This window comes from Nocardioides sp. URHA0020 (assembly GCF_000620705.1).
GTDB lineage: Bacteria > Actinomycetota > Actinomycetes > Propionibacteriales > Nocardioidaceae > Nocardioides.
Genome location: NZ_KK211167.1, coordinates 73,599 through 92,208 on the forward strand (window position 1 = coordinate 73,599; position 18,610 = coordinate 92,208).

The window sequence follows — 18,610 nt, forward strand, 5'->3', positions numbered from 1 at the left end:
GCGCGGGTCAGGCGGACTCGGACTCGACCACGCCGAGCCGGTCGCGGGCGTCCTCGTAGGAGCGCACCAGCCCCGCGCGGAGCGTGTCGATCAGCCCGGGCACCTCGTCGATCGCCAGGCGGAAGGACCCGGCGCACACGTTGTCGCGCCACAGCGACAGCACGACCATGCCGGCCTCGTCGTGCCAGGTGACGCGCAGCGCACGGTCGCCCCCACGGGGGTCGAGGTAGATCGACCCCGTCTGCGGCAGCGGGCGGACGGCGGGCACACCTCCATGATGCTCCCGACCAGCAACTGTTGTCACCGGTTCTGCCTAGGATGACGGGGTGCCCGAGCTGCCCGAGGTGGAAGCCCTGGCCCTCGACCTGAGGAGCCGGCTGGACGGCCACGCCATCGCGAAGATCCACCTGGCGGCGTTCAGCGCCCTCAAGACCTTCGACCCGCCGCTGTCCGCGCTCGAGGGCACGATGGTCGACGACGTGACGCGGCACGGCAAGTTCCTCGACATCGAGGCCTCGGGGATCCACCTGTGCCTCCACCTCGCGCGGGCCGGCTGGGTGCGCTGGCGCGACGAGGTGCCGACGATCCCGCCCAAGCCCAGCACGAAGTCCACCCTCGCGCTGCGCGTGGTGCTCGACGACCAGTCCGGCCTCGACATCACCGAGGCCGGCACCCGCAAGAGCCTGGCGGTGTACGTCGTCCGCGACCCGCAGGACGTGCCCGGCATCGCCCGGCTCGGCCCGGACCCGCTCACCGACGACTTCACCCTGGAGCGGTTCGCCGGGATCCTCCGGGCCGAGGGCCGCAAGCAGCTCAAGGGCGTGCTCCGCTACCAGAGCACCATCGCCGGGATCGGCAACGCCTACTCCGACGAGATCCTGCACGCCGCGAAGATGTCGCCGTTCAAGCCGGCCAGCGGCCTCAGCGACGACGAGGTCGCCGCGTTGTACGCCGCCCTGCGCACCACCCTCGGCGACGCGGTCGAGCGCTCGCGCGGCCTGCACGCGAGCGAGCTCAAGGGCGAGAAGAAGTCCAACCTCGCGGTGCACGGCCAGACCGGCAAGCCCTGCCCGGTCTGCGGCGACACGGTGCTCGAGGTGTCCTTCGCCGACTCCAGCCTGCAGTACTGCCCGACCTGCCAGACCGGCGGCAAGCCGCTCGCCGACCGCCGGATGAGCCGCCTGCTGAAGTGACCCCCCGGCGCCGGCCGGCGAGCCGGGCGCGCTCGTGCGCCGGGCTCCTCAGCGGCCGGCAGCGGCGTGGCTCCGGTCGCCGTCGAGCTCGTCGGCGATCGACACCACGAGACCGCCGAGCATGAACGCGACCAGCACGGCCACCAGCGACGACGTCGGCAAGGACGGGATGAGCCGCCGTGCTCCGACCACCTCGCCACCACCGTGGTGGTGCTCGTGCAGCAACGCGTGTCCCTTGCCGCGCTGCAGCAGGTGGCGGTTGACCGGGTACGCCGCGAAGAACGCCGCCGTCAGCGAGATCATCATCCCCACCCAGAACACGACGTTGACCAGCCCCGCGTCCATCGCGCCGGGGATGATCGCCATGACGAGGTTGTCGACGAGCTCCATGGTCGCTATTGACAGAGTGTCAGCAGCGACGACGACGCTCAGCGCGGCGCCGACGGACAGCCCGGCCCGGACCAGCGGGAGCGAGGAGAGCGTGAAGCCGAAGACGAAGGCGAGCGCCACCGACAGGGCGATGGTCCAGCCGTTCGCGAGCCCGGCGGCGGTGCCGACGATCAGCCCCACGATCTCGCCGATCGCGCAGCCGGTCAGGCAGTGCAGCGTCGCGCTCGCGGCCATCGAGTTCACGCCCTGCACGGCGTCAGCCTAGTCTCGGACCATGAGCCAGATCCCGACCGTCTCCGTCGACGCCGTGCCCGACCCGCTCCCCGAGGAGCTCTCGGTCCTCGACGTCCGCGAGGACGTCGAGTGGGAGCACGGGCACATCGAGGGCGCCGTCCACATCCCGATGAACGACCTGCCCGAGCGGCTCGACGAGGTCGGCGGCGGGCAGACCCTGGTGGTCTGCAAGGTCGGCGGCCGCTCCGGTCAGGTCACCGCCTGGCTGGCCGAGCAGGGCTACAACGTGGTCAACCTCGACGGCGGCATGCTCGACTGGGCCTCCGCCGGCCGGCCGATGGTCAGCGAGACCGGCCAGCCGCCCCGGGTGGTCTGACCGGTCAGGAGCCGGACGACGGCAGCGACAGGTCCGGGGTCGGGCAGCTGTCCGCCGTCCACGTGGCGAACGCATCGGCCGCCTTCTTGTCCGCCTTCGACAGCTGGTCGTCGAGGTTCTGGAAGTCCGTGAGCCCGGCCTTCGAGCTCAGGTCCTGGATCTTCGCGATCACGACCTCGAAGCCGTCGCGGGCCTCGTCGCTCATCGTGGCCGGCGTCCCGTAGTCGGCCATGCCGTCCGCCCACTTCTTGATGCCCGCGAGGGCGCGCGTGGGGTTGGTGCGGTCCCCGGCGAGCAGGCTGTCGTACAGCCCGTTGAACTTCGCGCAGAAGCCGCTCTCGGAGGCGTCCGTCGGCGCACTCCCGGCATCGGCGCCACCACCGTCGCTGTCGGACCCGCCGCACCCGGCGAGGCCACCGAGCAGCAGCACGACCCCGGCGATCCTGAGAGCGGTCGTCCCTGCGGTCGTCCCCGTGGTCGTCCCTGTGGTCGCCATGCGTGCCCCTCGGTCGTCGATGGTTGCGGCTCACCCTGCGGTGAGGAAGGCCGGCTCGCTCTCCCGAAGAGCCCGGGACAGCCGGCGCAGATACGTCTCGCGGCTCACCTCGACCACCCCGAGCGACGCCAGGTGCGGCGTCGACCACTGCACGTCGAGCAGACGCTGACCCGGCCCACTCTGCCGCAGCCCTTCGACGAGCGCGACCAGGGCGACCTTCGAGGCGTCCCGCTCGCGGTGGAACATCGACTCGCCCGCGAAGAGGCCGCCGATGGCGACGCCGTACAGCCCCCCGGCCAGACGTCCGTCGCGCCACGCCTCGACGGAGTGCCCCCAGCCCAGCTCGTGCAGGCGGAGGTACGCCGCGCGGATGTCGCTGTCGATCCAGCCCTGGGGCCGCGAGGGGTCGGCGCACGCGTCCGCGACCTCGGCGAAGGCCGTGTCGACCCGGATCTCGAAGTCGCGGCAGGAGCGCCGCAGCGACTTGGTGACCCGCAGCCCGTCGAGCGGCAGCACGCCGCGGCGCACCGGGCAGAACCAGTACATGGGGTCCCCCGGCGTGCCCGACGGCATCGGGAAGAGCCCGCGTCGGTACGCCGCCAGGAGCGTCCCGGGCGCGAGGTCGGCGCCGATGCCGACCAGGTCGTCATCGGGGTCGTAGCCCGCCGGGTCGCCGAACGTCCAGTGCGACGGCGGGGGCTCGACGGGAGGCACGCACCGACCGTAGCGGGCACCGGTCCGTACGATCGAGGCGTGGGCGCGAAGAGCAACATCACCGCAGCGGCCGGCAAGTACGTCGCGCCGCGGCTGCCCGCGCTCGCCCCGGAGCTGAACGCCTCCTTCGTGCGCGAGGCCCTCGACCGCGCGATCCACGGGGTCGGCCCGCTGCCGTCGGCCGCGAAGACGGCCGAGAAGGCGCTGCGCGAGGCCGACGGCCGCGACCGGCGCGCGGTCCGCTCGGTGGTCGACGACCACGTCCGCTACGCGGGGGCCCAGGGGATGCTGACCAGCGTCGGTGGCGCCTTCACCGCGATGGTCACGATCCCGACGAACATCACCGGCCTCGCGCTGATCCAGGCCCGGATGGTCGCCGTCATCGCCCACGTGCGCGGTTACGACCTCGAGGACCCGCGGGTCCGCAACGCGGTGCTGGCCTGCATGCTCGGCGAGGACCGGGTCGACGCGCTGGTCGCCGCCCGCAAGATCCCGGCTCCGCCGATGGCGCTGGCCACCGCGCCGGCGCACGACCCGGCGACCGACCGGGTGCTCTGTGCCGAGGTCACCTCGGAGCTGGTGACGAAGGTCGCCGGCAAGCACGCTGCCATCGCGGTCGCCCGCCGGGTCCCGGTCGTCGGAGGCATCGTCGGCATGAGCGTCGACGGCTTCGCGACCTACCAGATCGGGCGCTACTCCGGCGCGGAGCTGCGCCCGCGCGCGCGCCGGTAGGCGCCGAGCGCCGTGCGACCGAACCCGCTGTCCTGCAGCCGGCGTACGGTCCGCTCGCGCCAGCGGTACGTCGGGCGCAGGTAGGAGCGCTCGAGGGCGCGGTAGGCCTCGTCGAGCTCGGCCTGCACCTCGCCCTCGCGCCGGCGCAGCCGGGCGCCCTCCAGCAGCAGCGCCTTGATGGCATCGAGGGCGGCGGCGCCGACCTCGGTCTCGTCGGGCTGGTCGGGGTCGACGTACGACGCGGAGGGTGCGGCCCCGACGAGGTCGTCCAGGTCGCCGATCACGTCGTACCCCTGCCGCCGGAGCTCCTCGGTCCACGTCGTGGTGAGCTCGGAGACCCACGGGTGCAGGTCCGGCGGGAGCGCGAGCCGAGCGGAGCCGGTGCGCCGCGACAGCATCTGGTGGGCGACCACCTCGGTGACCAGCGGCCGGTAGTCGCCGGGCTCCAGCTCCGCGCTGGAGATCGCGTTGATCCGCCGCATCAGGGTGGTCTCAGGCACGCCCAGGGACACGTTGGAGCGCTCGCCCTCGAGGTCGAGCTCGAGGCCGTCGAGGCCGAAGGCGGTGCTGAACCGCTCCCACAGCAGCTGTCGCGGGCCGCCCGCCGGCGGCACCGTGATGATGTGGACCTGCTCGGGCGGCAGGTCGTGACCCCACCGGTCCAGGATGTCGGGCAGCTCCTGCGCCGCCCAGAACCAGCTGCCGATCCGGGAGTCGCGGTCGGGGTCCTGGATGGTGTCGAGGAACTCGCGGTAGGACAGCTCCTCGCGGTGCTTGAGGTTCTCCTGCCACTCCGCGGGGATCTGGCGGACCAGGTCGCGCGCGGAGATGACCAGGTGGACCTCGGTCCCGGCACCGTGACCGAGGGAGCGGATCGCCCGGTCCGCCTCGGCGCGCGTCGCGGTCGCCAGGATCTCGTGGCTGACGATCGCGGTGCCGGGGTGGCGGCGTACCGCCTCGGCCAGCCGGTCCCACCCACCGACGCCCTGCCGCTCCAGGCCACCCCACTGGGTGCGGGTCAGCTCGAGCGCCGCGAGGAAGTGGGCGTCGAAGCGGTCGGCGGGGTAGAGGATGCCGGCGGCTTCGAGGACGGTGCGGTTGCGGAAGAGGACGTCCTGGAGGTACGACGTGCCGGTCTTCGGGGTGCCGACGTGCAGCAGGACTCGAGTGCTCACTTCTTCTCCAACAGCAGGCGCAGGGCGAGCGCCAGGACCCCGGGGTCCGAGGGCTCGGTGACGCCGGGACGGTCGATCGGCAGCAGGCTCCCCAGACGGCCGTGGACAGCGTAGCCACCCTCCAGCAGGTCGTCGGTCGTACGACGGGCGTGCGCGCGCACCCACCCGGTGTGCCGCGCCGGCAGCACCAGCGGCTCGCCCGGGGCGTCGAGGAGGCGCGGCACGAGGGACTGGCGGAGGAGGGCCCGACGCTCCTCGGGCACCACGAGCACCCCGAGCACCTGCCCGACCCGGCGGGCCAGGTCGACGGCGTCGGCGGTGAGCGGTGGGCTCCCGGGCAGCGGTCCGCGGCCCCGGGTCAGGCGAGGGACGGCGTCGAGGTCCAGCACGACGTGGACCCGCGCGGTGCCGACCTCCCGGCCCCAGTGGTCGGCGGTACGCGCCAGGTCGATCCTGGCCGGCAGCCGGTCGGCTCGGGAGGCCCGGTCGAGCCAGGCGCGCCACGACTGCACGCCCTGCGACAGGCTGCGCGCGGTCCACAGGTCGACCAGCATCTGGCCCACGTCGGTGCCGAGCACCAGCGTGCGCGCATCGCGGCCCCCCGGCGGCCGGCCCTGCGCCGCGAGGGCGGCCCGGCGCGGGTCGGTGAGCATCGGGTCGCCGACGAGCCGGTAGCGCCGGCGCCACGGCCGGGGACGCGGCAGGCGCGTCGGGCTCGCCAGCCCGGCAGCGACGACGTCCTCCGCGAGCAGGGCGGACGCGACCCGCAGGAGCTCGCGCTCGGGCAGGTCCGCCGGATCGACCGGCGCGGACCCGAAGCCACGGGGTCGCGCGGCTCCGGCGAGCTCCAGGTCGAGACGCCCCCGGCCGGCCGGGCTCGCCTCGAGCACCCGTCGGGCGAGCACGGCGTCGACCGGGCCCGCGGCGTTCAACCGCCGCAGCAGCTCGAGCTGCTGGGCGCCCGGGAGGTAGCGCCCGGCCGCGGCACCGTCGTCGCTCCAGCGGTCCCAGGGCGTCGTACCGCCGTCTCGGAGGTGGGCCACCCACCCCCACCCACGACGCAGGCCCGGGAAGTCGTCGTCGAGGGCCATGGCGAGGATTGTGCCGCAGGCACGGGGTTCGCTACGACGCGTCTTGAGCCAGTGCTCGCACGACGGCCGACGGGCTGGGCCGCCCGAGGTGCCCGGCCATCCAGACGCTGGTGTCGACGACCTGCTGCAGGTCGACGCCGTGCTCGATGCCGAGCCCGGTCAGCATCCAGACCAGGTCCTCGGTGGCGAGGTTGCCGGTGGCGCTCTTGGCGTACGGGCAGCCGCCGAGGCCACCCGCGCTCGCGTCGTACGTCGTGATGCCGGCCTGCAGGGCGCTGTAGGTGTTGGCGAGGGCCTGGCCGTAGGTGTCGTGGAAGTGCATCGCGAGCTGGTCGACGCCCATGCCGGCGCCCACGAAGGCGTCGACGAGCGCCGTCACGTGCCCGGGTGTGCCGACCCCGATGGTGTCGCCGAGGCTGAGCTGGCTGGCGCCGAGGTCGAAGAGCCGCCGGCCCACCTCGACGACCTGGTCGACCGGCACGCCGCCCTCCCACGGGTCGCCGAAGCACATGGAGACGTAGGCCCGGACGTCGAGCCCGGCGTCGCGGGCGCGGCGCACGGTCGGCTCGAACATCGCGAGCTGCTCGTCCAGGCTGCGGTTGAGGTTGCGCTGCGCGAAGGTCTCGGTGGCCGAGCCGAAGACCGCGATGTGCCGCGCGCCGAGCTCGAGCGCGCGGTCCAGGCCGCGCTCGTTGGGGACCAGGACGGGGCAGTCCCGCCCGGCCTCGCCGAGCAGCCCCATCAGCTCGGCCGCGTCGGCCAGCTGCGGCACCCACCTCGGGTGGACGAAGCTGGTGGCCTCGACGATCGGCAGACCGGCGCCGAGGAGGCGGCGTACGAACTCGGCCTTGACGTCGGTCGGGACCAGCGCCTGCTCGTTCTGCAGGCCGTCGCGGGGTCCGACCTCGTAGATCGTGACGTGCGTCGGGAGCCCGTCCGGTCGTACGACGGTGGGGAGCTCACTCATCGGGCTGCACCTCCTGCTCGACCTGCACCAGCGTGGCTCCGAGCGCGACCTGCGCACCGGTGGTCGCGGCGAGCCCGACCACGGTGCCGGCGAAGGGCGCCTTGAGCGACAGCTCCATCTTCATCGCCTCCAGCACGACCAGCACCTGACCGGCCTCGACGCGGTCGCCGTCGGTGACGCGCACGTCGAGCACGGTGCCCGGCATCGGCGCCGTGATCGCGCCGTCGCCGGCAGCGACCGCGTGGTCGCCGAAGACGTCCGGCGCCTCGAAGACGAACCGCTGGCCGCGGAACGACACCTCGGCGACGTGCGGCTGGACGTTGACGACGGCCGTGTGGCGCTGCCCGTCGACCGCGACGGTCAGGGTGTGGTCGGCCGCGGCGACCTGCCGGACGGTCCTGCCGTCGACGGTGCCCCGGTGCCGGTCCACCACGACCGGGCGGTCGAGCTCCACGACGGTCGGCGCCGGATCGGCGCCCGCGCGCCAGCCGTCGGACTGGAACGGGTGACCCGCGTCGACCACCGCGGTGAGCATCGCGCTCACCCACGCCGCGAAGATCCGCGGCAGCGCGTCGTCGGGACGCTCGATCTCGGCGGTGTCGAGCCAGGCGGTGTCGATGGTGGCGTCGCGGAAGTCGTCGCCCGCGACCAGCGTCCGCAGGAAGCCGGCGTTGGTCGTGAGGCCGAGGATCGCGGTGTCGTCGAGCGCCGCGACCAGCGCCTGTCGCGCGGTCTCGCGGTCGGGCCCGTGCACGACGACCTTGCCGAGCATCGGGTCGTACGACGTGCTCACGACCTGGCCGGGCTCGAGCGCGTGGTCGACCCGCACGGTGGCGCCGGTCGTCGAGGTGCGAGCGGAGCGAGCCTCGGAACCACCCGGCCACCTGACGATCGACGTCCGGCCCGCCTGCGGCAGGAAGCCGCCGAACGAGTCCTCGGCGTACACCCGGGCCTCGATGGCGTGCCCGGTGGCGGTGACGTCGTCCTGGGTGATCGGGAGCGGCTCGCCGGCGGCGACGCGGAGCTGGAGCTCGACCAGGTCGAGCCCGGTGATCGCCTCGGTGACGGGGTGCTCGACCTGGAGGCGGGTGTTCATCTCCAGGAAGTAGGCCTCGCCGGTGTCGGAGTCGAGGAGGAACTCGACGGTGCCCGCGTTCTCGTAGCCCACGTGGCGGGCCAGGGCGACCGCGCTGCTCGTGACGAGCTCGCGGACCTCGGGGGTGATGGTCGGAGCGGGCGCCTCCTCCAGCACCTTCTGGTGGCGGCGCTGGGTGGAGCAGTCGCGCTCGAAGAGGTGGACGACGTTGCCGTGGCTGTCGCCGAGCACCTGGACCTCGATGTGGCGGCCGCGCTCGACGTACTTCTCGACGAGCATCGTGTCGTCGCCGAAGGAGGACAGCGCCTCCCGCCTGGCGCCGGCCAGCGCCTCGTCGTACTCCGCGGCGGACCGGACGATCCGCATGCCCTTGCCGCCGCCGCCGGCGGCGGCCTTGACGAGCACCGGGTAGGCGGCGTCGTCACCGGTCGGGACGACGGGTACGCCGGCGGCGATGGCGATCTCGCGGGCGGCGTCCTTGCGGCCCATCCGGTCCATCACGTCGGCGGAGGGGCCGACCAGCGTGATGCCGGCAGCCTCGACCGCGCGGGCGAAGGCCGCGCGCTCGGAGAGGAAGCCGTAGCCGGGGTGGATCGCGTCGGCCCCGGAGGACTGCGCGGCTGCGACGACGGCGTCGATGTCGAGGTAGCCCTCGACCCGGACCGCGTCGTCGGCGGCGCGGACGTGCGGCGCGTCGGCGTCGAGGTCGGTGAAGAGCGCGATCGTGCGGAGGCCCATGGTGCGGGCGGTGCGCATCACCCGCAGCGCGATCTCGCCGCGGTTGGCGATCAGGAGGGTCTGCATCACATCCTCCAGACGCCGTACGACGGCGCAGGGATCGGGGCGTTGGCGGCGGCCGCCAGGCCGAGGCCGAGGACGCGGCGGGTGTCGGCGGGGTCGATGACGCCGTCGTCCCAGAGCCGGGCGGTCGAGTAGTACGGCGAGCCCTGGGTCTCGTACTGCTCGCGGATCGGCGCCTTGAACGCCTCCTCCTCGACCGGGTCGTCGAAGCCGCGGACGGTGGCGAGCACCGAGGCCGCCTGCTCGCCACCCATCACGGAGATCCGGGCGTTGGGCCACATCCAGAGGAAGCGCGGGTCGTAGGCGCGCCCGCACATGCCGTAGTTGCCGGCGCCGAAGGAGCCGCCGATGACGACGGTGAACTTGGGGACGACGCTGCAGGCGACCGCGGTGACGAGCTTGGCGCCGTCCCGGGCGATGCCGCGGTTCTCGTACTCCTTGCCGACCATGAAGCCGGAGATGTTCTGCAGGAAGACCAGCGGGATGCCGCGCTGGTTGCACAGCTCGATGAAGTGCGCGCCCTTGAGGGCCGACTCGCTGAAGAGGATGCCGTTGTTGGCGACGATGCCGACGGGGTGGCCCCAGACGTGCGCGAAGCCGGTGACCAGCGTCTCGCCGTACAGCTTCTTGAACTCGTGGAAGCGGCTGCCGTCGACGATCCGGCGGATCACCTCGCGGACGTCGTACGGCGTGCGCGTGTCGGCGGGCACCACGTCGTACAGGGTGCTCGGGTCCTCGTGCGGCTCCTCGACGGGCAGCACCTCCCACGGCGTCCCGGTGGTCGAGGTGCGAGCGGAGCGAGCGTCGAGACCACCTCGCGGGAGGGTGCCGACGATGCTTCGGACGATCGCCAGCGCGTGCGCGTCGTCCTCGGCGAGGTGGTCGACGACGCCGGAGGTGCGCGCGTGGACGTCGCCGCCCCCGAGCTCCTCGGCGGTCACGACCTCACCGGTCGCGGCCTTCACCAGCGGCGGACCGCCGAGGAAGATCGTGCCCTGGTTGCGCACGATCACGGTCTCGTCCGACATCGCCGGGACGTAGGCGCCGCCGGCGGTGCAGGAGCCCATCACGCTGGCGATCTGCGGGATGCCGCGGGCGGAGAGGTTGGCCTGGTTGAAGAAGATCCGGCCGAAGTGCTCCCGGTCGGGGAAGACGTCGTCCTGCATCGGCAGGAACGCGCCGCCGGAGTCGACGAGGTAGACGCACGGCAGCCGGTTGTCGGCGGCGACGGTCTGCGCGCGGAGGTGCTTCTTGACGGTCAGGGGGTAGTAGGTGCCGCCCTTGACGGTCGCGTCGTTCGCGACGACCACGACCTCTCGGCCGCTGACCCGGCCGATGCCGGTGACGATGCCGGCGGACGGCACGGCGTCGCCGTACATCCCGGTCGCGGCCAACGGGCTCAGCTCGAGGAAGGGGCTGCCCGGGTCGAGCAGCCGGTCCACCCGGTCGCGCACCAGCAGCTTGCCGCGGTCGGTGTGCTTGGTCCGCGCCGCCTCGCTGCCGCCGGTCCGGGCGACCGCCAGCCGCTCGCGCAGGTCGTCGACGAGGTCCTTCATGTGGCTCACCCCGCCAGGTTAGCGATCATTAACCTGGTGGTCCACCGTGAGGAGGATCCCGTCGCAGCCGGAATGACCGGGCCGCCCGAGCCGTTGAGGAGAGCATGGCCACCACCGAGCTGACCTCTGACATCTTCGAGCGGACCGTCGTCGACAACGGCATCGTGCTGGTCGACTTCTGGGCATCCTGGTGCGGCCCGTGCGTGCAGTTCGCACCGATCTTCGAGGCCGCTGCCGAGCGCCACGAGGACGTGGTCTTCGGCAAGGTCGACACCGAGGCCGAGCAGTCATTGGCGGCCGCAGCGCAGATCACGTCGATCCCCACGCTGATGGCGTTCCGTGACGGCATCCTGGTCTTCAGCCAGCCCGGCGCCCTCCCGGCGCCCGCGCTGGAGCAGGTGATCACGGCGGTCAAGGGCCTCGACATGGACGACGTACGCCGTCAGATCGAGGCGCAGCAGAACGGTGAGACCGGCACCGCCCAGGGTTAACAGCCCCTAACCTGGGGCCATGAGCCGGCGCGACCAGATCCTCGCCACGGCGGCGGAGCTCTTCGCGCAGCGCGGCTATCACGGGGTCTCCGTGGCCGACCTGGGAGCGGCCTGCGGCATCTCCGGACCGGCGCTCTACAAGCACTTCCCCTCGAAGCAGGCGATGCTCGCCGAGATGCTGGTCTCGATCAGCGAGGAGCTGCTCAGCGAGGGCCGGCGCCGGGTCACCGAGACGCCCGAGCCCCGGGCCGCGCTCGGGGCGCTGGTCGACTGGCACGTCGACTTCGCGCTGCGGCACCGCCCGCTGATCGTCGTCCAGGACCGCGACTGGGAGTCGCTGCCCGAGGACGCCCGCGAGCGGGTCCGGGCGCTGCAGCGGGAGTACGTCGACCTCTGGGCCGCCGAGCTGCAGCTGCTCCACGCCCGGCTCGAGCTCGCGACCGCGCGGTCGATGGCGCACGCGGCCTTCGGGCTGATCAACTCCACCCCGCACAGCGCTCTGCTGCCGGACGCCGCCATGCGCGACCTGCTGACGCGGATGGCCCTCGGCGCGCTCACCTGACCGGGTCGTCCGCCTGAGGCTGGTGGATATCCATGCCGGAGGCGGACGACTCGGCTTCGTCGACGATCCGGGCGGCGTACAGCGCGGCCTCGACGGCCTGGTCGAGATCGACGTCGGCCTCGACGTCTGCTGCGACGACGGCGCGCGCGTGCAGGCGGGCGAGCAGCTCGTCGCGGGACAGTCCCCGCAGCTGGAAGAGCACGAACGGGTCCGCGTCGACCAGCCAGGCCAGCTGGTAGAGCACCGCCAGGGCGTGCACGCACGGGTCGGTCCAGTGGTCGCACCCGCAGACCGAGCCGAGCTCGTAGCCGCTCGGCAGCAGCTCGGCACCCGACTCGTCGGCCTGCTCGACCAGGTCGTGCGGCAGCTCGCCGGCGACCAGGGCGGCGACCCGGCCGGCCACGGCGGCGACGGTCTCGACCAGGGCCGTCAGCCCGGAGTGGTCGAGCACCGGCAGCGTGCCCTCGACGGTCCAGAGCCCGCGCGCGTCGTCGACCGACGCGACGTACCGGCCCGGCTCGGTCGCGATCTGCCCGACGTGGCCGCCGCGGGCCAGCGCCCGAGCGGCGCGCAGGTCGGCCTCGGCGTACGACGCCTCCTCGACGGCCCGGACCCACGCCTTGCCCCACCACGTCGACGCCCGGGCGCCGCCGCGACGCGGCCCGACCCGCGGGTGCAGCACGGCGCCCGTCATGAGTCGAAGGCGTCCGGGCGCAGCGTCACCAGGTCGCGCAGCTCGTCGTTGCTGAGCTCCGTCAGCGCGGCCTCGCCGCGACCGAGCACCGCGTCGGCCAGCGCCCGCTTGCGCACCAGCATCTCGGCGATCTTCTCCTCGATGGTGCCGCGGGTGATCATCCGGTGCACCTGCACCGGCCGGGTCTGCCCGATCCGGTAGGCACGGTCGGTCGCCTGCTCCTCCACCGCGGGGTTCCACCACCGGTCGACGTGCAGGACGTGATCGGCGCGGGTCAGGTTCAGCCCGGTGCCGCCGGCCTTGAGCGACAGCAGGAAGACCGGCGACTCACCGGCCTGGAACCGCCGCACCATCGCCTCCCGCTCCCGCACCGGCGTGCCGCCGTGCAGGAACTGGTGCGGTACGCCGGCGCGGGCCAGGTGCCCCTCGAGCAGCCGGCCCATCGCGACGTACTGCGTGAAGACCAGGGCGGCGCCATCCTCGGCCAGCACCGTGCCGAGCAGCTCGTCGAGGAGGTCGATCTTCTGCGAGCGTCCCGAGAGCGTCACCGCGGACTGCTTGAGGAACTGCGCCGGGTGGTTGCAGATCTGCTTGAGCCCGGTGAGGAGCTTGAGCACCAGCCCCCGACGGGTGTCCTCGTCCGCACGCTCGATGCGGTCCATGATGTCGCGCACGAACGACTCGTAGAGCACCACCTGCTCGCGGGTCAGCCCGATCCGGTGGTCGGTCTCGGTCTTCGCCGGCAGCTCGGGCGCGATGCCGGGGTCGGACTTGCGCCGGCGCAGCAGGAAGGGGCCGATCAGGTCCGCGAACCGGGCCGCCTTGGTCGGCTCCCTGCCGGACTCGATCGGCGCGGCCCAGGCCTTGCGGAAGGCGTTGCGGCTGCCGAGCAGTCCGGGGATCGCCCAGTCGAGGATGGCCCAGAGCTCGGTCAGGTTGTTCTCGACCGGGGTGCCGGTCAGCGCCACCCGGGCGCGGCTCGGGATCGTGCGCAGCGCGCGGGCGGTCGACGTACGAGGGTTCTTCACATGTTGGGCCTCGTCGGCGACGACCAGGTCCCAGTCGGCGGCGCCCAGCCGCTCGGCATCACGCTGCATGGTGCCGTACGTCGTCAGCACGAACCCGTCGCCGGCACCGGCGAGGTCGCGTGCGCTGCCGTGGAAGCGGACGACGGGCGTGCCGGGGGCGAACCGGTGCACCTCGTCCTCCCAGTTGCCCAGCAGGCTCGCGGGGCAGACGACCAGGGTCGGCCCGGTAGCGCCGCGCTCGTGGCGGTGCAGGTGCAGCGCGATCAGCGTGATCGTCTTGCCGAGGCCCATGTCGTCGGCCAGGCAGGCGCCGAGGCCCAGCGAGGTGAGCTCCGCCAGCCAGGTCAGCCCGTGGCGCTGGTAGTCGCGCAGCGTTGCGGTCAGGGCGGCCGGCGGCTCGACCGGCTCGCGGGTCGCGGCGCTCAGCAGCCGGTCGCGCACCTGCAGCAGGCTGGCCCCGACGATCACCTGCTCCTGCCGGCCCTCGCCCGTCGCCGAGTCGGTGCCGACCTGCACGGTCCCGGTCAGCGCGGCCGCGACCGCCTCGGCCGGCTTCACCGTGCGCAGCAGCCGCTTGCGGGCCTTGCGGACGATGGAGGGGTCGACCACGGTCCAGTTGCCGCGCAGCCGCATCAGCGGCGTGGCCGACGACGCCAGCAGGTCCATCTCGTCGTCGGTCAGCGGGTCGCCGTGCAGCGCCACCTGCCACTTGAAGGCGAAGAGCGCCTCGGTCCCGAGCAGCGGCTCGTTGAGCGGCTCCTCGCGCGAGGCCCCCGGCGAGGCGCGGTCGAGCGTCGCGGTCGCGCTCAGGTCACGCCCGAGGCTGCGCGGCCAGAGCACGTCGACGCCGCCGTCGCGCAGCGCGCCGACGCCCTCGTCGAGCAGGCTGACCAGCTCGTCGGTGTCGAGCACGAGCTGGTCGGGCACCCGCAGCTCCAGCAGCCGGTCGAGCACCGGCCACGCGTCGGCGGCCGCCCGCAGCGCGATCGCGGCGTGCGTGCGCGCCCGGCCCCCGAACCCGTGCTCGTCGGCGTCGTGCGTCCACAGCATCGCCAGGTCGCAGAGGTGCAGCGGGTTCTGCTCGTCGTGCACCTGCGGCACCAGGCGTACCGCGCCGGCGACCAGCTCCTCCTCGTCGGCCTCCACCCGGATCGAGAGCCGCACCAGCTGGGGCAGGTCGGTCGGGTCGACGCGCCGGTGCTTCGCGAGCCGGGCCTGCAGGCGCTCCTCGAACGTCGGCCCGCGCGGCGTCGCGGGCCGGCGTACCGGCGCCTCGGTCGGAGGCTGCCGCGGCATCGCGTCGGCCACCGCGTCGATCAGGTCGCGCACCACCCGCTCGTCGTCGCGCTGGGCGCGCGCGAGCATCTCGATGCGCTCCTCGTCCTCCTCGTCGAGCCCGCTGATCCGCCAGCTCGGCGTACCGGTCCCCGACGCCGCGGCGCTCGGCGCGAACTTGCCCGCCGCCACCAGCCGCATGCCCAGCAGGGCCGCACCGGCGAGCAGCCCGACGCTGGGGTGCAGGTCGTCGCGGTTGCGGGCCTTCGTCAGGACCGGCAGCGCCGCGCGGATGGGGAGCGCGACCGTGCGACGCGCGTCGCTGAACTCGACGACCCCCTCCCGCGGCGGCTCGGCGGCGCGGAAGGTCGCCGGGCCGGTGAGCGGGACGAAGGACACGGGCAGACGCTAGCCCGAGACACCGACACGGCGGCTTCGGCGAGGTCCTACGCTCGTCGTCATGACGATCCTCGACTCCCCGATCGCCCGGCTCGACGGCTCCGCCGCGACCCTCGGCGACATCACCGGCGGCAAGCCTGCCCTGCTGGTCAACGTGGCGAGCAGGTGCGGCCTGACGCCGCAGTACACCGGGCTCGAGCAGCTCCAGGAGACGTACGCCGACCGCGGCTTCACCGTCGTCGGGATCCCCTGCAACCAGTTCCTGGGCCAGGAGCCCGGGACCGCCGAGGAGATCCAGGAGTTCTGCTCCGCGACGTACGGCGTGACCTTCCCGATGACCGAGAAGATCGAGGTCAACGGCGACGAGCGTCACGAGATCTACCGGTCGCTCGTGGAGACCCCGAACGAGAGCGGCGAGGCCGGCGACGTGACGTGGAACTTCGAGAAGTTCCTCGTCGACGGCTCCGGCGCGGTCGTGGCCCGCTTCAGCCCGGGCGTCGTTCCCGAGGACCCGGCTCTCGTCGGTGCGATCGAGGCCCAGCTCGCCTGAGGCGTCGCCGGTCGGGTGGGTTTCACCGCCTACCCGGTGAAACTCACCGTTCTTCGACAGAACTTCGTCGAGGAACTCCGAGTTCTGTCCAGGAACCCCTACGCGGCGGCTCGCAGGATCGAGCGCAGGCGAGCTGCCGTCCGGTCGGGGGCCAACAGGTCGGCCCACACGAAGCGGACCATGCGGTAACCCGTCAGCTCCCGCATCTCGTCCTCGCGCCGCTTCTCGCGCAGCACGGCTTCCTCGATGGACTCCCCCGGCCTGCGAAGCCGGAGGTACTTCGCCTTCCCGTCGAACTCGCCCATAGTCGCCGCGTCGTGCCACACGAAGTCGGAGCGGCCGACGAGCCGACCGCTGGGCGCGCGGACCTCCCACTGGAGCTCCGGCCGGGGCAGGTTCATCCGGCGACACAGCAGGCGGAACAGCGTCTCGCCCACTGACTCTGAATCGCCGTCGATCAGGTCGAGCATGATGCGGTGGGTCAGGGTGCTCGGCCAGAACTCCATGGGCCGCACGAGCAGCTTCATCTCAGGCACGGAGGTCAGTCCGCGGTGCACGAAGTCGTCGCCCAGGACCACACCCGCCTCCACGCCGTGCAGGGCGGTGACGTCGAGCACCGTCCGACCGGGCGAGGTGAGCCAGTGCCCGTTGCGCCGGCTGATGTCTCCGACGAGGCAGCCTCCGGTGTGGTGCACCAGACCGGCGCTCTTGCGGCCGCCGCCGTCGAAGTGCGTCAGGTGGACGCGACTGAGGTCGAGCCCGTACGCCGGCCCGCCCCACAACTGCGCAGCGCTCACGTGTGACAGGGCGACGCCGTCGTCGTACTGGAGCATCACAGCCTTGGCCAGCAGCAGCTGCTTCCCCTGGGCATCAAGGCTCCTCCACGTCGCTGCGAGGGCGTACGCGCCCTGCCGGATGCGCACGATGTGTCCCGCCTTCATCAGCTGGGACAAGTGGCTGTCGCGATAGCCGCAGCGAATGACGTCGCGTCGCAGCAGCAGACCGTCGGGAGTGATCAGCTCGAGCACCATGACCTGCTGATGCCCCCTCCGCCGCGACCCCCACCACGCGACCTCCTCACCTGTGGACAACCACGGATTCCTCGGTTGTGCGGGACTTGGTCACCCGACGAAACTCGGGGTTCTTGGCCGAAACTTCGTGCGAGAACCCGGAGTTTCACCGGGTAGCCGGTGAAACTGCTCCCGACGAGGCCGTTGCACTCAACGCGGTGACGAAGACCACGGGACGGGGAGACCAAAGTCGGGTGACCGGCTCCGGGGAGCCCGCCTAGCCTGGTCAGGTGAGCACCGAGACCCCCACCCAGCCGTCCCCGGCCGCATCCGACAAGCTCGACCGCGGAGTCCTCGTGATCGCCGGCGTGGTCGTGCTCGGCGCGATCATGTCGATCCTGGACATCACCATCGTCTCGGTCGCGCTGCAGACCTTCACGGAGGTCTTCGACGCCACCGCGGCTCAGGTCGCGTGGACGATGACCGGCTACACGCTGGCGCTGGCCGCGGTGATCCCGCTGACCGGCTGGGCGGCCGACCGGTTCGGCACGAAGCGGCTCTACCTGATCGCGATCGTGCTCTTCGCCCTCGGCTCCGCGCTGTGCGCGCTCGCCACGTCGCTGCCAATGCTGGTCACCTTCCGGGTGCTCCAGGGTCTCGGCGGCGGCATGCTGATGCCGCTCGGCATGACGATCCTCACCCGGGCCGCGGGACCGGAGCGGATCGGCCGGGTGATGGCCGTGATGGGCATCCCGATGCTGCTCGGCCCGATCTTCGGCCCGATCCTCGGCGGCTACCTGATCGACGTCGCGAGCTGGCACTGGATCTTCCTGATCAACGTCCCGATCGGCGTCGCCGCGCTCGTGTACGCCGCGATCGCGCTGCCGAAGGACCACGTCCACCCCTCGGAGAGCTTCGACTGGCTCGGCATGGTGCTGCTCTCGCCCGGGCTCGCGCTCTTCCTGTACGGCATCTCGACGATCCCCGAGACCGGCACCTTCTTCGCCACCAAGGTCGTCGTGCCGGTGGTCATCGGGACCGTGCTGATCGTGGCCTTCGTGCCGTGGGCGCTCGCCCGGCGCAACATCCACCCGCTCATCGACCTGCGGCTCTTCCAGAACCGCAACATGACCGTCGCGGTGATCGCGATGTCGCTCTTCGCGATCTCGTTCTTCGGCGCCGGCCTGCTCTTCCCGCTCTACTTCCAGCAGGTCCGCGGCGAGGACGCGCTGCACGCCGGACTGCTGCTTGCACCCCAGGGCTTCGGCGCGATGATCACGATGCCGATCGCCGGGATCCTGGCCGACCGGATGGGGCCCGGCAAGATCGTGATCGTCGGCATCACCGTGACCACGATCGGCCTGGCGATGTTCTCGACGCTGACCGACACGACGTCATACGGCTTCCTGATGCTGTCGCTCTTCGTGATGGGCCTCGGCATGGGCGGCACGATGATGCCGATCATGTCCTCGGCGCTGGCCACGCTCCGCGACCACACCATCGCCCGTGGCTCGACGCTGATGAACATCGTCCAGCAGGTCGCCGCCTCGATCGGCACCGCGGTCTTCACCGTGCTGCTCACCAACGGGCTCCTGGACAACGTCACCGCGGCCACGCCACCCGAGGAGGTCCCGGCGGCGACGGCCGAGGTGTTCGGCAACGTCTTCCTGGTCGGCGCAGCGCTGGTCGCCCTGGTGCTGATCCCCGCCTTCTTCCTGCCTCGCAAGAAGATCGAGCACCAGGTCGACCCGGCCGTGCTCATCGGCCACTGATCGCGCGA

General features: G+C 72.5%; 19 protein-coding genes. 7 read left to right on the forward strand and 12 right to left on the reverse strand.

Going from position 1 to position 18,610, the window contains the following annotated elements:
* Positions 1 to 7: 7 nt before the first annotated feature.
* On the reverse strand, positions 8 to 268 hold the full coding sequence (locus N542_RS0109100) for a hypothetical protein (protein ID WP_051551553.1): 261 nt from the start codon (positions 266 to 268) through the stop codon (positions 8 to 10).
* Positions 269 to 326: 58 nt separating this feature from the next.
* On the opposite strand from N542_RS0109100, the gene N542_RS0109105 reads away from it, so the two are divergent.
* Positions 327 to 1,193 carry an Fpg/Nei family DNA glycosylase gene (locus tag N542_RS0109105; RefSeq protein WP_028643660.1) on the forward strand — a complete coding sequence of 289 codons (867 nt, stop codon included), beginning with the start codon at positions 327 to 329 and terminating at the stop codon, positions 1,191 to 1,193.
* Positions 1,194 to 1,241: 48 nt separating this feature from the next.
* Here N542_RS0109105 and N542_RS0109110 read toward each other — a convergent pair whose 3' ends face one another.
* Entirely contained in the window at positions 1,242 to 1,835 is a 594-nt protein-coding gene (locus N542_RS0109110) for a DUF4396 domain-containing protein (protein ID WP_231482579.1), read from the reverse strand.
* A 22-nt stretch (positions 1,836 to 1,857) separates the two neighbouring features.
* On the opposite strand from N542_RS0109110, the gene N542_RS0109115 reads away from it, so the two are divergent.
* A complete protein-coding gene (locus N542_RS0109115; RefSeq protein ID WP_028643662.1) occupies positions 1,858 to 2,193 on the forward strand; it encodes a rhodanese-like domain-containing protein in 336 nt (111 codons plus the stop codon).
* A 4-nt stretch (positions 2,194 to 2,197) separates the two neighbouring features.
* Here the strand turns inward: N542_RS0109115 and N542_RS0109120 are convergent, their stop codons facing one another.
* Together N542_RS0109120 and aat are read right to left on the reverse strand one after the other, a co-directional pair.
* Positions 2,198 to 2,689 (reverse strand): hypothetical protein, encoded by a 492-nt coding sequence (locus tag N542_RS0109120; RefSeq protein WP_028643663.1) that lies wholly within the window; start codon positions 2,687 to 2,689, stop codon positions 2,198 to 2,200.
* Positions 2,690 to 2,719: 30 nt separating this feature from the next.
* Positions 2,720 to 3,403, reverse strand: coding sequence for a leucyl/phenylalanyl-tRNA--protein transferase (gene aat / locus N542_RS24085; protein WP_036507168.1), 684 nt, complete (start codon positions 3,401 to 3,403; stop codon positions 2,720 to 2,722).
* Positions 3,404 to 3,442: 39 nt separating this feature from the next.
* Here aat and N542_RS0109130 point away from each other — a divergent pair, with 39 nt between their 5' ends.
* Positions 3,443 to 4,135, forward strand: coding sequence for an EcsC family protein (locus N542_RS0109130; RefSeq protein ID WP_028643664.1), 693 nt, complete (start codon positions 3,443 to 3,445; stop codon positions 4,133 to 4,135).
* Here the strand turns inward: N542_RS0109130 and N542_RS0109135 are convergent.
* Genes N542_RS0109135 through N542_RS0109155 form a run of 5 tightly spaced genes read right to left on the reverse strand, consistent with a single transcriptional unit; the run spans position 4,096 to position 10,821 of the window.
* Entirely contained in the window at positions 4,096 to 5,310 is a 1,215-nt protein-coding gene (locus tag N542_RS0109135; RefSeq protein WP_028643665.1) for a hypothetical protein, read from the reverse strand. The genes N542_RS0109130 and N542_RS0109135 overlap by 40 nt on opposite strands.
* Positions 5,307 to 6,401 carry a hypothetical protein gene (locus N542_RS27475; RefSeq protein ID WP_028643666.1) on the reverse strand — a complete coding sequence of 365 codons (1,095 nt, stop codon included), beginning with the start codon at positions 6,399 to 6,401 and terminating at the stop codon, positions 5,307 to 5,309. The genes N542_RS0109135 and N542_RS27475 overlap by 4 nt, the downstream gene beginning before the upstream one ends.
* 31 nt (positions 6,402 to 6,432) lie before the next feature.
* Positions 6,433 to 7,368 (reverse strand): hydroxymethylglutaryl-CoA lyase, encoded by a 936-nt coding sequence (locus tag N542_RS0109145; protein WP_028643667.1) that lies wholly within the window; start codon positions 7,366 to 7,368, stop codon positions 6,433 to 6,435.
* Positions 7,361 to 9,268: an acetyl/propionyl/methylcrotonyl-CoA carboxylase subunit alpha gene (locus tag N542_RS0109150; RefSeq protein ID WP_036507171.1), complete on the reverse strand. Its 1,908-nt coding sequence runs from the start codon at positions 9,266 to 9,268 to the stop codon at positions 7,361 to 7,363. Before N542_RS0109150 ends, N542_RS0109145 begins: the two co-directional genes overlap by 8 nt.
* Positions 9,268 to 10,821 (reverse strand): carboxyl transferase domain-containing protein, encoded by a 1,554-nt coding sequence (locus tag N542_RS0109155; RefSeq protein WP_028643669.1) that lies wholly within the window; start codon positions 10,819 to 10,821, stop codon positions 9,268 to 9,270. The genes N542_RS0109150 and N542_RS0109155 overlap by 1 nt, the downstream gene beginning before the upstream one ends.
* Positions 10,822 to 10,925: 104 nt before the next feature.
* Here N542_RS0109155 and trxA point away from each other — a divergent pair, with 104 nt between their 5' ends.
* Positions 10,926 to 11,312: a thioredoxin gene (gene trxA, locus N542_RS0109160; protein ID WP_028643670.1), complete on the forward strand. Its 387-nt coding sequence runs from the start codon at positions 10,926 to 10,928 to the stop codon at positions 11,310 to 11,312.
* Between the two features lie 19 nt (positions 11,313 to 11,331).
* Entirely contained in the window at positions 11,332 to 11,874 is a 543-nt protein-coding gene (locus N542_RS0109165; RefSeq protein WP_028643671.1) for an SACE_7040 family transcriptional regulator, read from the forward strand.
* Here the strand turns inward: N542_RS0109165 and N542_RS24090 are convergent.
* Both N542_RS24090 and N542_RS0109175 read right to left on the reverse strand, forming a co-directional pair.
* Positions 11,867 to 12,568: an SWIM zinc finger family protein gene (locus tag N542_RS24090; RefSeq protein ID WP_155992942.1), complete on the reverse strand. Its 702-nt coding sequence runs from the start codon at positions 12,566 to 12,568 to the stop codon at positions 11,867 to 11,869. The two genes, N542_RS0109165 and N542_RS24090, sit on opposite strands and share 8 nt — an antisense overlap.
* Positions 12,565 to 15,270 (reverse strand): DEAD/DEAH box helicase, encoded by a 2,706-nt coding sequence (locus tag N542_RS0109175; protein ID WP_028643672.1) that lies wholly within the window; start codon positions 15,268 to 15,270, stop codon positions 12,565 to 12,567. The genes N542_RS24090 and N542_RS0109175 overlap by 4 nt, the downstream gene beginning before the upstream one ends.
* A 61-nt stretch (positions 15,271 to 15,331) precedes the next feature.
* On the opposite strand from N542_RS0109175, the gene N542_RS0109180 reads away from it, so the two are divergent.
* Complete coding sequence (locus N542_RS0109180) at positions 15,332 to 15,820, forward strand: glutathione peroxidase (RefSeq protein ID WP_028643673.1); 489 nt, start codon at positions 15,332 to 15,334, stop codon at positions 15,818 to 15,820.
* Positions 15,821 to 15,918: 98 nt separating this feature from the next.
* On the opposite strand, the gene N542_RS24095 is transcribed toward N542_RS0109180, so the two are convergent.
* The gene (locus N542_RS24095) at positions 15,919 to 16,851 is read right to left on the reverse strand and encodes a type IV toxin-antitoxin system AbiEi family antitoxin domain-containing protein (RefSeq protein WP_051551555.1); all 933 of its coding nucleotides are present in this window, start codon (positions 16,849 to 16,851) and stop codon (positions 15,919 to 15,921) included.
* A gap of 269 nt (positions 16,852 to 17,120) precedes the next feature.
* Between N542_RS24095 and N542_RS0109190 the strand changes: the two genes are divergently transcribed.
* Positions 17,121 to 18,602 (forward strand): DHA2 family efflux MFS transporter permease subunit, encoded by a 1,482-nt coding sequence (locus N542_RS0109190; RefSeq protein WP_028643674.1) that lies wholly within the window; start codon positions 17,121 to 17,123, stop codon positions 18,600 to 18,602.
* Positions 18,603 to 18,610 lie beyond the last annotated feature (8 nt).